The organism is Methanoculleus nereidis, from assembly GCF_032944295.1.
Classification (GTDB): Archaea; Halobacteriota; Methanomicrobia; order Methanomicrobiales; family Methanoculleaceae; genus Methanoculleus; species Methanoculleus nereidis.
Genome location: NZ_JABFFQ010000002.1, coordinates 55,268 through 69,469, shown reverse-complemented (window position 1 = coordinate 69,469; position 14,202 = coordinate 55,268). Strand labels below are relative to the sequence as shown.

The following is a 14,202-nucleotide window of genomic DNA, read 5'->3' as shown; positions in this document are numbered from 1 at the left end:
CGATCGTTGGGGGTTGTAGGGGCCGGGTTATTCCCTGCTTTCATGCCTGGCTCCGTATTGGCTGCTCAAATGACGTCCTGTACTCCCGGGCCCTGTTATCCGGTATCATAAAAATATTAATATATTATAATGCCTATTGGGTGTCGGAACCCCTGGCCGGTATCGGATCGGAAAAAATTCCGGCCTGTCCGGCCACCGAAAGACGGCAGATGTGAACAATGCGTTCTTTCGGGGGGTTACACGCCCGGAGGCCTTCACGGCATCCGGGAGATGAGGTGAGCCGATTGAGATATATCAGCGTTCTTGTAGCAATCATCGTATCAGCGTTCGTCTTCGGTTCGATCGCAAGCGCCGCAGTCCCGGCGGAGCCGGGTACAGGATATGAGAAGACCGTCGGCACGATAGGAGGAACTATCTTTCTGGACGCCGACGCAAACGGCGTCCAGGACGCCGGCGAATGGGGTATGAGAGGCGTTGCCGTCCACCTACTCAACGCCGCGGGGGAGAGGATCGCGACGGCGGAGACGTTCGCCCACGCCTGTGAAGGGCTCTACATCTTCAGCGGTGTCCTCCCCGGGAACTACACCGTCGAGGTCATCCCGCTGGAGGGGTACGCCTTCACCGTTCCCGGCATGGGAGCACCCGGCGAGACGGCGAGCACCGTTGATGCGGCGAACGGCACGACCACCGGCATCGACCTGACAGAAGAGATGATCGCGACCAGCGACCTCATTGTCAGGGATGCCGGTCTGGTGCCGGCCGCCGCCTGACGGCGATCACACTATTTTTTATTGGTGCTCTGCAACGTGTTTCCGGAGCATCGTGCCGGGCCTGTAACGGTCAGCGATCTCGAGCGCTGTCTCCCGGAGAGCCGCGTGCTCGGCGATGCAGGACTCCGGCGGAGCCGCCTTCCGGAGGATCTGGGAGGTGTTCTCGGTGATCTGGATAAGCTCGGTTGCTATCAGCGCGTTGAGCCAGATAAGGTCGCGGAGCATCTCTTTCGTTTCTTCGTCCTGGTGCATGGGTACAATTAGGCCGTGCTCCCACATCAATCGTGCCGAACCGGCCAGTAGAACAGAAGGGTTGATTGACCCCGCCGGGAAATAGTAGAAAGAATATGGGTATGCAGTTTCTGGAGTTCGCCCGCGTCTGCGAGCACCTTGAAGGGATCCCCGGCCGCCTCGATATGATCGAGCAGGTCGCCGCCGTCCTCCCCCGGCTCGACGACGAGGAGCTCCCCGTCTTCGTCCGGTTCGTCATGGGCAGGGTCTTCCCCGACTGGAGCACCAAAAAACTCGGCGTGGGTCCGAATCTCCTCTACGACGCCGTGGCCTATGTCGTCGGGACGAAGCGGGAGACCGTCCGCGAGGCGATCAACACGACCGGCGACGTGGGCCTCGCCGTCGAGGCGCTCCTTGCAAAGAAGGAGCAGACGTCGTTCTTCATCGAGGAACTCGACCTCACCGACGTCTACCGGGAGTTCGAGCGGATGGCGGCCGCCGAGGGGCAGCGGTCGCAGCGGGAGAAACTCCGCGTGGTGGAGGGCCTCTTCGGCAACGCCCGCCCGCTCGAGGGGCGGTACCTCGCGCGGCTGATGCTCGAGGAACTCCGGATCGGCATGGGGGAAGGGAACGTCCGCGACGCCGTCGCGAAGGCGTTCGAGGTCGACGTCCGCCTGGTCGAGCATGCCCACCAGGCGCTGAACGATCTCGGGGAGGTCGCCCTCCTTGCCCGGAGCGACCCGGATGCGCTCTCCCGCGTGACGATCGAGCCGTTCCGGCCGGTGAAGATGATGCTCGCGCAGGCGGGCACCATCGCCGCCCAGATTGAGGATCACGGCGAGGTGGCGGTCGAGTACAAGTACGACGGGAGCCGGTTCCAGTTCCACAAGGTGGGCGGCGTCTGCCGGATCTACTCGCGGAAACTGGAGGACGTCACGGGGAGCCTCCCCGACATCGCGAACCTCCTCCTGGAGGCCACCGATCACGACGTCATCCTGGATGGGGAAGCGGTCGCCGTCCGCGACGGGAAGCCGATGCCGTTCCAGTATGTGATCCGGCGATTCCGGCGCAAGCACGAGGTGGACTCGATGATGGAGCAGATCGAGCTCGTGCCGAGGGTCTTCGACATCCTCTACCTGGACGGCGAGACGTTGATGGACCGCCCCCTCGCGGAGCGGCGCAAAGCCCTCGATGAGGTGCTCGGCGCACACGTCGCTCCGCAGCATCTGGTCGGCGACGCGGCCGCGGCGGAGGCGATCTACGCCGAAGCACTCGACCTCGGGCACGAGGGTATCATGGTGAAGGTCTTCGACTCGCCCTACACCCCGGGCGTCCGGGGCCGGCTCTGGGTGAAGGTGAAACCCGGGGTCGAGACGCTCGACCTCGTGGTCGTCGGGGCCGAGTGGGGCGAAGGCCGGCGAGCCGGGACGTTCGGCTCGTTCCTGCTCGCGGTCCAGGACCAGGGCCGGCTCCTCCCGGTCGGGAAGGTTGCGACCGGGATCACGGACGAGGTGCTGGCCGACCTCTACGCCCTCTTCAAGGATAAGGTGATTGCCCGCTCCGGAAAGGAGGTTACGCTTGAGCCGGAGGTGGTCTTCGAGGTGGGCTATTCCGAGATTCAGACGAGCCCGAACTACGAGAGCGGCTACGCGCTCCGGTTCCCGCGGTTTGTCCGGGTGCGCGAGGACAAGAGCGTCGACGAGGCCGAGACCCTTGACTCGCTCGTCGAGCGCTACGCCCGGCAGAAGAACGGGCAGGGGTCCTTCCCCTCTTAAAAGTCAAAGAGTGTCTTCTGTGTCACGAGTTCCGGGATGAGCCGGCTGTAGGGACGCCAGTGGCCAAACCCGATGAGCCGGGACGCGAGGTCGGTTGCCTGCCGAAGATCGGCGCACGGGGTCTTTTCGCCCCGCATGGCATTCCGCGTCGCCTCCCGCACCACCCAGGTGCCGAGCGGCGCCCAGTACTCGCCGGTGACGTTTCGCAGCACAAGCACCCGTGCCGACCGCCGCACGCTCTCCAGGTACTCCGCGATCGCGAGGCGCGCCGAGTAGTAGGCTCCCGCGAGCGGGGAGTAGCCGGACTTGGTGAGGCCTTCGCCGTCCACGGCGATCGTCTCGCTTCCGCCGCCCCAGAGCGACTGTTTTCCCCAGACCTCGATCATCTCGAACTTCCAGTCCCCCGGAACGAGGAGACAGACGATGTGGTTCCCGTAGAGCGAGGCGGAAAAGACCTCTATTCCGGAGAGCGGTGGGTAGCGGGCGATCTTCTTCTTGAGCTGCTTTGAGACCGTGTCGTCGACCGCCGTGATCGCCCACCGGGTGGGGACGACGCGCCGCTTCTTCTCGCTCCCGAGGAGGCCGGCGGTGAGGAGCTGGGTGATCCGGTAGACGTCGGTTCCCGAGGCGTTGAGGATCTCGCAGGCGTCGGTTGCGGAGAGATCGGTGTCTGAGGTCGCCCGGTCGACCGCCCGGTCAACCCGGGCGTTCTCGAGGACGTCCATTTTCCGGATGGCGCCGGTGAGCCCGACCGGGGCGATCGTCCCGTCGAACCGGAGGTCGAAAGAGACGGGTTTTGTAAACCGGACTTCCACGTCGAGCGGCTTGCTCGAGAGCGCGATCTCCTGGATGTTCCCCGAGAGCCCTTTCGCTTCGCCGGCGCCGCGTATCGTCCGGGCCCGGAGTCCCACGATATCGTCGATTTGAAGGCCTCTCGCAATCCAGTCCGGCGGATGGTCGGCGTCGTCGATCATCAGCGGGCCTCCCGCAACCTTCGGGTAGCCGTAGCTCCCGACAAAGACCGACGGTGCGGAGCCCTGGTATTGGTCGCTCTGCCGGACCGGGACCTGGGCGTAGAACCTGCTCATGATCGGGCATCGCTCGAGCCCACAGAGTCCCTTTCCCTTACACTCGGCGCATCGCATGCCTCACTCCCCGCGGCGGTCGACGACGATCCGCACCCTCCCCGCGAGGATGCGGAGCGTCTCCTCCACCCATTCCTCCCAGCTGGAAGGGTCGAGGTCCCGGGAGGCTGCAAGCTCCCACCCGATGTCGTCGTCACGGCCGTCCTGGACCTCGACCACCACCGACCCCGGCGCGTACCCGGGCTTCACGATGGTGTCGGCGTCCCCGTCGACCACCCCGAAGACGGGGATGCCGGAATGCGAGCAGATATGTCCGCAGACGGCGGTGGTATCATCGCCGACGGCGAGGACGCCGCAGACATCTTCCCCGATCTCGCGGTAAAGGGCGTGACCGCAGTGGTCGATGACCGCGACCCTGCCCGTGCGGGAGGCGCGCTCGCCCTGCCGGGGCGGGGCCGAACGCACCGGTCCGCTCTTGCACCAGGCTTTCCGGATCTCGGGGAGGCCCGCCCGGAGGAGTTTCTCAAGCCCGTGGGGTTTTGGGTCGAGGCCGGAGACCACCCTGAGGGCTCCGTTCTCCCCGGAGAGGATGACCGTCTCCGCCGTCGCCGTCCCGATGACGATCCCGTTCACGAAGACCGCCTCCCCCGGTATGCAGCCGCGGATCTCCCGGACGCCGTCTCCCCGGTCGCCGGTGCTCTTTGCGTGAACGAGATCGTACCCCGTCCGCCGGACGATCTCCTCCGCGAGATCCCGGTCACCACGGTTCCAGCGATAGACGGTTCCGCTTGAGGTCTCCACGTGGACGAGCCCCGGGAGCCGGCCGGCGACGATCTCGCCGAAGATCCGGCCGGACTTCGGGGTCTTTCCCCGGTTGACCAGGCACGCTCTCCCGGAGAGGGCGGCGAGGACCACGCTCGGCCGCTCGTCCGTGCAGATGACCGAGAGCCCGGATTCCTCGGCGGCCGTCCGGGCCATCACACCCGCGACAAGCACCCGCCGGGGAGAGAGGAGCCCGATCAGCCGTTCGACGTCCCCGGCATCGAAGACTTCGGGGCCGTGCACCACCATGACGAGGTTCATCAGTACTTCTCTGCCCTCGCCGACTATCAGGTTACCGTCCCGAGGAGTTCTGGACGGGGAGGTAGGGCATCAGGGAATTCGCGAGTTTCGCGATATCCATGGACTGCAGGACGACCCGGCCCGGCCCGGTCAGCGTGGTCAGGAAGAGCCCCTCCCCGCCGAAGAAGACGGTCTTCACGCCGCCGGCGAGCGCTATGCTGTAGTCGACGGTGCTCTCGAACCCGACGACGAGGCCGGTCTCGACCCTGACCACCTCGCCCGGTGCAAGCGTCATCTCCATGATGTCGCCGCAACAGTGGAGAAACGCCTTCCCGCTCCCGGAGAGCCGCTGCAGGATGAACCCTTCGCCGCCGAAAGCGCCTGAGCGGAGCTTCTTCGTGAACGCGATATCGAGGTCGATGCCCTGCTCGGAGCAGAGGAATGCATCCTTCTGGGCGATGAACTCGTTTCCAGAGAGGTCGAGGGTGAAGATCTTCCCCGGGACGTTCCCGGCGAACGAGACGAACCCATCCCCACCCTCCGGGGTGAACTCGGTCATGAAGAGCCCCTCGCCGGTCATCATCCGTTTGAGTCCCTTGAAGAGCCCGCCCTTCATGTTGGTGGTCATCTGCATGTTCCCGCTCATGTTGACCATGGCGCCGGCCTCGGCGCAGGCGCTCTCGCCGGAGGCGAGGCGGAGGGTCACCATCTGCAGGTTGTCTCCGGTGATCTCGTACTGCATGCTGATGCATAATCTGTCGCAAAATAATAGGTTTTTCTTTTATTTCGCTGAAATGTCCCTGGTTCCGGCGTTCTTGCGCTCATTCTCCGGGCTGTTCTCGGGGGTTCGCTCTCCCGGAATCGCTCGTGAAGCGGAGGTTCTGCTGCCGTTCGAAACGCCTCGGGAGGCCGTTATTGCGCTTTGAAAAGTTTTGTTGCGGTGCGAATCCCTCTGATGGCCCTGGTACCCGGGTTCGCCGCCTGCCGACTTGCCAAAAGGTTTAAAATCCGGAAAAATAATTTCTCCGCGTGGTAAGCGAGCGCGGAGCACCGGTAGCGGGGCATGCTGACGATGCGTTTATTCCGGGGGCGTACATCACGGACGAGGCCATGCAGACCGTCCTCGAACGGCAGTGCCACCGGTGTGCCGGATGTAACGCCCCGCTCAGTGCCGACTCAACGCATTTCGACCTCCGGCAGCCGGCAATCTGCGGCGGGGCCCATACGCTCGGGAACTTCGAGGCCCTCTGCCCCTTCTGCCACCGCAACCGCATGCGCCGGATCCGGGAGCGGTTCGGCGGTACGGCCGGCCATAGGAATAAGTAGTATACGGCGCCACACCCTGTATCATGCCCTGCAGGCGGAGAGTAACGGAAGTGGGTGAGTGGCGGTCGACGGCCATGCAGACGGCGAGTGATATCGCCGGGAAGTTCGCGCTTTCCCCGTCCCGCCAATGGCGCTCCTGCACGATGCGGATGATCGATGCCGCTGTCACCCCCGGCACGACGGCCAACACCGCTGTCTCCCTGGCGGTGACGATGTTTGTGATCCCCCGGATCCCGAGCAGGGCTGTCGCGGTGGCTGCTGGGTTTGCCGCGGGCTCGATTCTGGGGAGATAATCTTATCTTCCCCGGCCCTTTCTCCTCGCCGGGACAAGGCACCGCCACGCATTCCCGATGAGGTCCTCCCTCCCGGCCGCGCGGAGCCCTTCGCAGACGAGCCCGTAATTCTCCGGGTCCCGGTAGTGCATGAGCGCCCGCTGGACCCGTTTCTCCCGCCCTTTCGGGACGTAGACCTTCTCGAGGGTGAAGGGGTCGAGGCCGGTATGGTAGATGGTCGTCGATATGCTCATCGGGGTCGGCGTGAAGTCCTGGACCTGTTCGGTGTAGAGACCGGTGTCCCGGACGTACTCGGCGAGTTCGACCATATCTTCGATCCGGCACCCGGGATGGCCGGACATGAAGTAGGGGACGAGGTACTGCCTCTTCTGCTTGCCTTCCTGGAGGGCCTCGAACCGCTCCCTGAAGGTGTCGAAGACCTCGCGGGGGGGCTTTCCCATGCAGACGCAGACGCGTTCCGAGACGTGTTCGGGGGCGACCTTGAGGTGCCCGGAGACGTGGTTGGCGCAGACCTCGGCGAGGTAATTCTCTTCCTCCGGGATCAGGTCGTAGCGGATGCCCGACGCGATGAAGACCCGCTTCACCTCCGGGATCTCCCGAAGGCGCCGGAGCAGGCGGAGTTGCTCCTCGTGGCTGCGGTCAAGTGCGGGGCAGTCGGTGCAGCGGCGGTCGGGGCAGGTGCCGGCGGTCTCCCACTGGCCGCAGTGGATGCCGTACATGTTCGCCGTCGGCCCGCCGACGTCCTGGACGACGCCCGTAAAGTCCGGCATCTTCGCCATCCGCTCCACCTCACGGACGATCGAGTCCGCGCTCCGGCTCTGGATGATCCGCCCCTGGTGATGGGTGAGGGCGCAGAACGAACAGGCCCCAAAACACCCCCGGTGGCTGACGACCGAGAACCTGACGGGTTCGAGGGCAGGGATGGATTCGGTGTAGGAGGGGTGGGCCCTCCGCGTGTAGGGGAGTTCGTAGACCCGGTCGAGTTCAACGGACGAGAGCGGCATCGCCGGCGGGTTCTGGACGATGACGGTCTTTGGGTGCGGCTGGACCACGGGTCGGCCCCGGAAGGGGTCCTGCTCGTTGTAGTGCAGCGCAAACGCTTTCGCGTAGGCGTATCGGTTCTCTTTTATCTCTGCGTAGTCCGGAAGGACGACGTAACCGGTCTGGTCCATGCCTCGCCAGGCCTTCTTCTCGACACGGTAGGCGGTGCCGGGGATGTCGGTGAGGGTTCTTGCGGCTTCGCCGGCGGCAAGCCGGTCGGCGATCGCGACCACCTGGCGCTCGCCCATGCCGAAGACGAGCAGGTCGGCCGGGGCGTCGGCGAGGATGGCCTGCCGGACGGAGTCGGACCAGTAGTCGTAGTGGGCGAACCGCCGGAGGCTCGCCTCGATCCCGCCGATGACGACCGGTGTCTTCGAGAAGAGGGCGTGGACCCGGTCGGTGTAGACCAGGGTCGCCCGGTCGGGCCGGAGGAGTTTTCCCCCCGGGGAGTAGACATCCGTTCGCCGGCGTTTCAGGTTCGGCGTGAAGGCGTTCACCAGTGAGTCGACGTTCCCGGCCGAGACCGAGAAGAAGAGCCGGGGCTCGCCGAGACGCCGGAGGTCCTCGTCGCTCTTCCAGTCGGGCTGGGCGATGACGCCGACCGAGTATCCGGCATCCCAGAGCACCCGGCCAAGGAGCGCGGTCCCGAAGGAGGGGTGGTCGACGTAGGCGTCGCCGGTGACGAGGACGACGTCGAATTGGTCGATCCCGAGACGCTCCCCCTCCGCAACCGTCATCGGGAGGTATTCCGGCTGCCCGGTCATGGGAGCGTCCGGTCGAAGACCGGGAGGTTGACACCGGTCTTCTCGTCAGGGAGCCTCCGGGCGGAGATGCCGACGAACTCCGTAATTATCGCCTCGATCACCAGGTAGACCTCCGCTTTTTCACGGAGGCACCCGGCGAGCGACCGTATTCCCTTTCCTGCCGCGGTGTGGAGGTGGATGGACGGCCCGTCCTCCCCGGGGTAGATGGTGGCGAACCCGAGGAGTTCCCAGCCCCCGAAGATCTCTTCGCCCCGCGGGGACGGCGGGATGACCGGCTCCTTTGGCCCGGTGACAATTTTTGCGGACCGGACGGCGCCAAGGAACTGGATCGTGCCGCTCTGGATGTTCATCGCCGTGACAAACCGCTGGATCTCCCGTAAAAAGTCCTCTCCGTCGTCGATCCGGACGGTGAAGATCCTGCCGACCTGGCCTTCCGAGTACTGCATGGATTCACTCTCCTGATATGATGGTGTCGTCTGATAGTATTAGTGCTTGACCCGTTGCGTGTGGGGGCAGTTATATACCCGGCCTGCAATGATGCAGTGCCCTCCGGGCGATAGAGAGAGGTGTGACTGCGGTGGTCTGGTTCCGGGAGGTTGAATATCTGCGGGGGTTTGCCGCCCTCGCCGTGATCGCCGTCCACGTCTCCATGAACTACACCCGGATCCCCGGCGTGAACCTGCTTGCCCTCGTAAACGTCGCCGTCTACGTCGTCGCCCACTTCGCCGTCCCGGTCTTCATCTTCATATCCGGCTGGGTGCTTGGCGCACGGTATTCAGGTGAATACTCCATCCGGGACTTCTACCGCCGCCGGGCCCAGACAATCCTTCTGCCCTACCTCTTCTTCACCGCCCTCTACCTCATGGTGACGGTCGAGGGGACGTTCGGGTTCGCCGGCGTGCCGGCGCCCGGGAGGGTTGCGGAAGCCCTCCTCCTCGGGACCGCCGCCTACAACCTCTGGTTCTTTGTTCTGATCATCCAGCTCTACCTCCTCTTCCCGCTGATCGCAAGAGGCTACGACCGGTTCGACCGGGGCGGTGCGGCGTTCTTTCTCCTCCTCGCCCTCCTCTTCGTCCAGGTCCTCTGGAACGTGGGCGCCCACCTTGCGGGAGCGTTTGCGGGCACGGAGTGGTACACCGTGCTGATCCGCGTCTTCCCGTCGCACCTCTTCTACTTCGTCCTCGGGATCTACGTCGCCCGGCATACGGACCGGTTCCGGTCGCAGCTCCGGTCTCTCTCCCCTGCGGGGGTCCTCGCCGCGGCCGGTGCGGGCGCCCTCCTCCTCGGGGGCATGTGGGCGGTGGCCGTGCACCACTACGGGAGCCTCTCCGGCGCGACGCTCTCCGTCTTTTGCATCTACCGGATCCTTGAGCCGTTCTACTACGTTCCCGTCATCGCCGTGCTCGTCCTCGCGGCCTGGCGGCTGGAGGAGGCCGGCGGGGGGAGGACTGCGGGCGCCTCCCGGTCCTTCGGGGAGCACTCCTATGGGATCTACCTCATCCACCCGCTCGTCATCGCCGCCGGTGCGGCTGCCTGGTTCTCCCTCACCGGGCTGTCGTGGGCGGACTGGGAGACCTACCCGGTGATCTTTCTCGGGGCGGCGGCGGCGAGCTACGGGGCGGTGCGGGCGGTGTCGAGGGTGCCGTACGCGGGGTACCTGGTGGGGGAGTCGCGGGTGCGGCGGGGGCCGTTGCAGTGAAGGGAGTGTGCCTCAAATCCGACACCGTCGGGTTCGCCGTACAATCTCGCCCCTGGCAAAGTCTTCCGATCGTTCGCGATCGTTCACAGTGGTGTCCTGCAGCACGGCCGATAATCTATAAGCAAGATGAGGGCTCCCGGGGGATGCGAAAGGAGATGGATTGAATGGCACAGGAACTGCAAAAGAGCGAAGAGTCGGCCCGCAGAGAGAGGAACCCTACCCGGATCACTGCTGAACCGGGAAAGCAGGAACTGATCGTCGTCCGGGAGTTCGATGCTCCGCGGGACCTGGTCTTTCGGGCTTACACCGACCCGAAACTCTATGAGCAGTGGATCGGCCCGCGGGGCCTCACCACGAGGATAGAGACGTTTGAACCCCGGAGCGGGGGGAGCTGGCGGTATGTTCAGATGGATGAGGAGGGCAACGAGTTTGGGTTCCACGGGGTGAACCACGATGTGACGCCGCCCGAGCGGATCATCCAGACCTTTGAGTTCGAGGGACTCCCGGAGTCCGGGCACGCCGTCCTGGACGTGGCGAAGTTCGAGGAACTGCCCGGCAACCGGACGAGATTCACCGGCCGGTCGGTCTTCCTCTCGGTGGAGGACCGCGACGGGATGATGCAGTCCGATATGGAGGAAGGCATGAAGGACTCCTTCTCAAGGCTCGACGAGCTTCTGGAGAGGCTGCAGGAGTAGGGTCGTCGGGGGGAGCTTGAGAAACTCAAAGAGTTTCGACGGGGGAGAGTCATCTCCCCTCAGTCCAGCGCGGGGACGGTATCGGTAGTCGGGATGGCTCCCGGATCATCCCCGCCACCCGGAACAGAGGGGTTCTCCCCGCCACGCGTACCGGTTCTCCTCCAGGTTATCGGGTGAAACCGGCGATGAGGGACCGGTTGCAGGCCGGGACCCCCTCGTCACCATTCGTGCTTACCGGTGCTCGCCGCTCGTGGATCCGTCCGCGGCCAGGTCATCCCGGAGGGCCTGCATCGCGGACCTGAGGGAAGGGATGTCATCCCGAATCGTCCTCCAGATGATCGCTCTGTTGATCCCGAAGTAGGCATGGATCAGTTTGTCGCGCATACCAGCCATTTCGCTCCAGGGAAGAGAGGGACAACTCTCTCTGGCGCGTCGGGGAATGCACTTCGTCGCCTCACCGATCACTTCCAGTGCTCACGTGACCGCGTAGACGGTCTTATCGTCCTCGGAGAACTCCTCATACGACATACCCTGGGTGAAAACCTCGATCTTATCGACGGCGTCAAGGATATCGTCCAGGTAGTCGAGGGTGTTCCGCGGAGCCGTCATACGTAGATAACCTCATTCAGGATACGGCGGCCGATACGGGGTTTGAGCGCGCTCTTTTCGACCAGGTCGACCGGTCTGCCGAGGATCTCGGAGAGGTAGCGCTCAAGCCTGAGAACCCGAAGATCCCCGGGACTTCTGAGAATTCGACCAGGATGTCCACGTCGCTTTCCTCGCGCTCCTCGCCGCGCCGGCACGAGCCGAAGATGCCGATGGACCCGACGTGATAGGTCTCTTCCAGGTACGCCTTCTTCCTCCGGAGAATGCCGATGATCCGTGCACACTCCCCGTCGGCCTCGCGGGTGACGGTATCCATTCCCGATGGAGGCATGCGCTGTTCTCTTAAGTATAGATATCCCCGGTACAAAGGCTCTGCCCGGCACCCGGGGAAAAAAGAGCGAGGGAAGAGTCCCCGATTCAGTCCAGCGACGCAACAGCGTCGGCCCAGGTCTCGACCGCGGTGCGGATGGCGTCGTCCTGGTAGGACGAGATCCGGACGGTCTTTCTGGTGAAGGTGACGTAGTAGTCGTCGCCGGAGGGATCGTGGCGGTGCTGGTGAAGGTGCTCGGCGGGGGGTGAAGGAGGAGCGGCCGAACTCGGGTGGGTTCATGGATGAAGCAGGGAACGGTATTGTCGCACCCCTCGCAGGTGTGTGGATGGAAATGGCGGTCAAGGTTATCGCCGGTCCTGCATCAGCCACGCCGCACCCTTCACAGGTGCGTGAAATATCAACCTTGCTACCGGCCTTCTGGATGGAATAGCCTGCCCTTCCTCGGACGTCTGAGACGGCATGAGTTGTATGGAAAGTCCTGAAAAAGCGCATGTGGATTTCGGACACAACTCCTGCGGAAAAGCAGGGAGCTGGAGATCGTGCTCAGGGGGCGGCACAATAACTCGCGTGTCGGAAGCACAATTTTGTTGGAATTATGGGTTCATTTGAGCAATATTGAGCCCGGGAAATAAATTTACAAAAGCGCTTGTTTCCCAAAACAGTGATGGGCTCGCTGAGATTCGAACTCAGGACCTCCGCCATGTCAAGGCGACGTCATAACCAGCTAGACCACGAGCCCGTGTCTTCCCGACGATCAATAAGGTTGGTGCTCCGGGTATAAAATTATTCGCTTGCCCCGAAAACCGCCCCGTGCCGGCTCCGCCGCATCGGGGGCCGGCACGCGGTGAAAATGGGGGTGGTGATGATCCGGCCGATCAGATCTCGGCGTGTTTCGCCGTGTGGATGCCGTCGATCTTCTTGATCTCGTCCATCGCGTCGGCCGGCACCGCGGAGTCGACCGTGAGGACCATCAGCGCCTCTTCACCGGGCTTGTGGCGTCCCACCTGCATTCCCGCGATGTTCACGTTCACGCGTCCCAGGATCGTCGCGGCCTTGCCGATGACGCCCGGCTTGTCGGTGTGGCGGGAGATGACCACGTGGCCGGTCGGGGTCAGGTCGGTCATGTAGCCGCCGATGCTCACGATCCGTGCCCGGTTCGGGCCCGAGACGCTCCCGCTCACCGTCTCGGTCATCCTATCGGTCTTTGCGGTGATGCAGATGATGTTCCGGAATCCCTGCGCCTCTTCGGTCGTCGTCTCACTCATCCGGATGCCGCGCTCCTTTGCAACGAACTCAGCGTTCACGATGTTGACCGGCACCTGCAGGATCGGATCGAGAAGCCCCTTCAAGATGACGCGGGTGATGAACTTCGTGTTCGGCAGCGCTGCAGCCTCGCCCCCGTAGGTGATCTCGAGCGACTCGAGCCTCCCTTCGACGAGCTGGATGAGGAGGCTGCCCATCTTCTGCGCGAGCATCGCGTAGGGCTCGACCAGGGCCTGCTGCTCCGCCGGGATCATCGGCGCATTCACCACGTACTTCGCCGCGCCGCCGGATAGAACGCTGATGCACTGGTTTGCGACCGAGACCGCGACGTTCTTCTGCGCCTCGACCGTGCTCGCCCCGAGGTGCGGGGTGACGATAACCCTGTCGAGTCCGAGGAGCGGTGATTCCGTCGGCGGCTCGTTCTCGAAGACGTCCAGCGCCGCACCGGCGACCTTGCCGCTCGCAACCGCGTCCGCGAGCGCCTTCTCGTCGATGATCCCGCCGCGTGCACAGTTGATCAGCCGGACGCCGTCCCTCATCGTCGCGATCGTCTCGGCGTTGATGACGTGACGCGTCTCCTTGATCAGCGGCGTGTGGACTGTGATCACGTCCGCCCTCCGGAAGAGCTCGTCGAGCGGCACCATCTCCACGCCGAGGCTTGCGGCCCGCTCCTTCGTGATGAACGGATCGTAGGCGATGCACTTCATCTGCATTGCCTGTGCACGTTTCGCCACCTCGCGCCCGATACGCCCGAACCCCATGATGCCGAGGATCTTGTCGTTCAGTTCGACGCCCATGAACTTCGAACGCTTCCACTCGCCATTCTTCAAGGATGCGGTCGCCTGGGGGATATTGCGCGCGAGCGAGAGCATCATCGCCATCGTGTGCTCCGTGGCCGCGAGCGTGTTTCCTTCAGGTGCGTTCGCAACGATGATGCCCCTGCGCGTCGCCGCCTCTGTATCGATATTGTCGACCCCGGCGCCGGCACGGCCGATAAACTTGAGTTTCGCTCCCGCATCGATGACCCGCGCCGTCACCTCGGTGCCCGAGCGCACCAGCAGGGCATCGTAGTTTCCGATACTATCTACGAGCTGTTCCTCGGTCAGCCCGGTGTTGACATCCACGTCGCAGAATTCCTTCAGGATGTCAATCCCTTCCTCTGCCAGCGGGTCGCTGACCAGCACTCTATATTTCACGGTTCAACCCATACTAATTCAACATCATATGTATTGATGCTTTTTCCTCCGAAATCTTATAAGTA

General features: G+C 63.9%; 17 protein-coding genes and 1 tRNA gene. 7 read left to right on the top strand and 11 right to left on the bottom strand.

Annotation, left to right across the window (positions count from 1 at the left end):
* Window positions 1-275 precede the first annotated feature (275 nt).
* Window positions 276-770, top strand: coding sequence for an SdrD B-like domain-containing protein (locus tag HL657_RS04780; protein WP_317295688.1), 495 nt, complete (start codon window positions 276-278; stop codon window positions 768-770).
* Between the two features lie 18 nt (window positions 771-788).
* Here the strand turns inward: HL657_RS04780 and HL657_RS04775 are convergent, their stop codons facing one another.
* On the bottom strand, window positions 789-1,022 hold the full coding sequence (locus tag HL657_RS04775; protein ID WP_317295687.1) for a hypothetical protein: 234 nt from the start codon (window positions 1,020-1,022) through the stop codon (window positions 789-791).
* 101 nt (window positions 1,023-1,123) lie between these two features.
* On the opposite strand from HL657_RS04775, the gene HL657_RS04770 reads away from it, so the two are divergent.
* On the top strand, window positions 1,124-2,776 hold the full coding sequence (locus tag HL657_RS04770; protein ID WP_317295686.1) for an ATP-dependent DNA ligase: 1,653 nt from the start codon (window positions 1,124-1,126) through the stop codon (window positions 2,774-2,776).
* Here HL657_RS04770 and HL657_RS04765 read toward each other — a convergent pair.
* Genes HL657_RS04765 through HL657_RS04755 form a run of 3 tightly spaced genes read right to left on the bottom strand, consistent with a single transcriptional unit; the run spans window position 2,773 to window position 5,665 of the window.
* Complete coding sequence (locus HL657_RS04765; protein WP_317295685.1) at window positions 2,773-3,921, bottom strand: hypothetical protein; 1,149 nt, start codon at window positions 3,919-3,921, stop codon at window positions 2,773-2,775. The two genes, HL657_RS04770 and HL657_RS04765, sit on opposite strands and share 4 nt — an antisense overlap.
* A 3-nt stretch (window positions 3,922-3,924) precedes the next feature.
* Window positions 3,925-4,944 (bottom strand): DUF2117 domain-containing protein, encoded by a 1,020-nt coding sequence (locus HL657_RS04760; protein ID WP_317295684.1) that lies wholly within the window; start codon window positions 4,942-4,944, stop codon window positions 3,925-3,927.
* A 31-nt stretch (window positions 4,945-4,975) separates the two neighbouring features.
* The gene (locus tag HL657_RS04755) at window positions 4,976-5,665 is read right to left on the bottom strand and encodes a TIGR00266 family protein (protein WP_317295683.1); all 690 of its coding nucleotides are present in this window, start codon (window positions 5,663-5,665) and stop codon (window positions 4,976-4,978) included.
* A gap of 287 nt (window positions 5,666-5,952) precedes the next feature.
* On the opposite strand from HL657_RS04755, the gene HL657_RS04750 reads away from it, so the two are divergent.
* Both HL657_RS04750 and HL657_RS04745 read left to right on the top strand, forming a co-directional pair.
* Window positions 5,953-6,249: an HNH endonuclease gene (locus tag HL657_RS04750; protein ID WP_317295682.1), complete on the top strand. Its 297-nt coding sequence runs from the start codon at window positions 5,953-5,955 to the stop codon at window positions 6,247-6,249.
* A 50-nt stretch (window positions 6,250-6,299) separates the two neighbouring features.
* Entirely contained in the window at window positions 6,300-6,542 is a 243-nt protein-coding gene (locus HL657_RS04745; protein ID WP_317295681.1) for a hypothetical protein, read from the top strand.
* 2 nt (window positions 6,543-6,544) lie between these two features.
* Here the strand turns inward: HL657_RS04745 and HL657_RS04740 are convergent, their stop codons facing one another.
* Both HL657_RS04740 and HL657_RS04735 read right to left on the bottom strand, forming a co-directional pair.
* A complete protein-coding gene (locus HL657_RS04740; protein WP_317295680.1) occupies window positions 6,545-8,347 on the bottom strand; it encodes a YgiQ family radical SAM protein in 1,803 nt (600 codons plus the stop codon).
* Window positions 8,344-8,793: a PPC domain-containing DNA-binding protein gene (locus HL657_RS04735; RefSeq protein WP_317295679.1), complete on the bottom strand. Its 450-nt coding sequence runs from the start codon at window positions 8,791-8,793 to the stop codon at window positions 8,344-8,346. The genes HL657_RS04740 and HL657_RS04735 overlap by 4 nt, the downstream gene beginning before the upstream one ends.
* 131 nt (window positions 8,794-8,924) lie before the next feature.
* Between HL657_RS04735 and HL657_RS04730 the strand changes: the two genes are divergently transcribed.
* Together HL657_RS04730 and HL657_RS04725 are read left to right on the top strand one after the other, a co-directional pair.
* Window positions 8,925-10,046 (top strand): acyltransferase, encoded by a 1,122-nt coding sequence (locus HL657_RS04730; RefSeq protein ID WP_317295678.1) that lies wholly within the window; start codon window positions 8,925-8,927, stop codon window positions 10,044-10,046.
* 164 nt (window positions 10,047-10,210) lie between these two features.
* Window positions 10,211-10,741, top strand: coding sequence for an SRPBCC family protein (locus HL657_RS04725; protein ID WP_317295677.1), 531 nt, complete (start codon window positions 10,211-10,213; stop codon window positions 10,739-10,741).
* Between the two features lie 231 nt (window positions 10,742-10,972).
* Here the strand turns inward: HL657_RS04725 and HL657_RS04720 are convergent, their stop codons facing one another.
* From HL657_RS04720 to HL657_RS04710, 3 genes are read right to left on the bottom strand one after another with little or no spacing between them, the layout of a single operon-like run.
* A complete protein-coding gene (locus HL657_RS04720; protein WP_317295676.1) occupies window positions 10,973-11,206 on the bottom strand; it encodes a HepT-like ribonuclease domain-containing protein in 234 nt (77 codons plus the stop codon).
* A gap of 9 nt (window positions 11,207-11,215) precedes the next feature.
* A complete protein-coding gene (locus tag HL657_RS04715; RefSeq protein WP_317295675.1) occupies window positions 11,216-11,350 on the bottom strand; it encodes a HepT-like ribonuclease domain-containing protein in 135 nt (44 codons plus the stop codon).
* A 16-nt stretch (window positions 11,351-11,366) separates the two neighbouring features.
* Window positions 11,367-11,663 (bottom strand): nucleotidyltransferase family protein, encoded by a 297-nt coding sequence (locus tag HL657_RS04710; protein ID WP_317295674.1) that lies wholly within the window; start codon window positions 11,661-11,663, stop codon window positions 11,367-11,369.
* Window positions 11,664-11,668: 5 nt separating this feature from the next.
* On the opposite strand from HL657_RS04710, the gene HL657_RS04705 reads away from it, so the two are divergent.
* A complete protein-coding gene (locus HL657_RS04705; RefSeq protein ID WP_317295673.1) occupies window positions 11,669-11,926 on the top strand; it encodes a hypothetical protein in 258 nt (85 codons plus the stop codon).
* Window positions 11,927-12,343: 417 nt separating this feature from the next.
* Here HL657_RS04705 and HL657_RS04700 read toward each other — a convergent pair.
* Together HL657_RS04700 and serA are read right to left on the bottom strand one after the other, a co-directional pair.
* Window positions 12,344-12,417: transfer RNA gene (locus HL657_RS04700), tRNA-Val, on the bottom strand.
* A 136-nt stretch (window positions 12,418-12,553) separates the two neighbouring features.
* Window positions 12,554-14,137, bottom strand: coding sequence for a phosphoglycerate dehydrogenase (serA, locus tag HL657_RS04695; protein ID WP_317295672.1), 1,584 nt, complete (start codon window positions 14,135-14,137; stop codon window positions 12,554-12,556).
* Window positions 14,138-14,202: the final 65 nt, after the last annotated feature.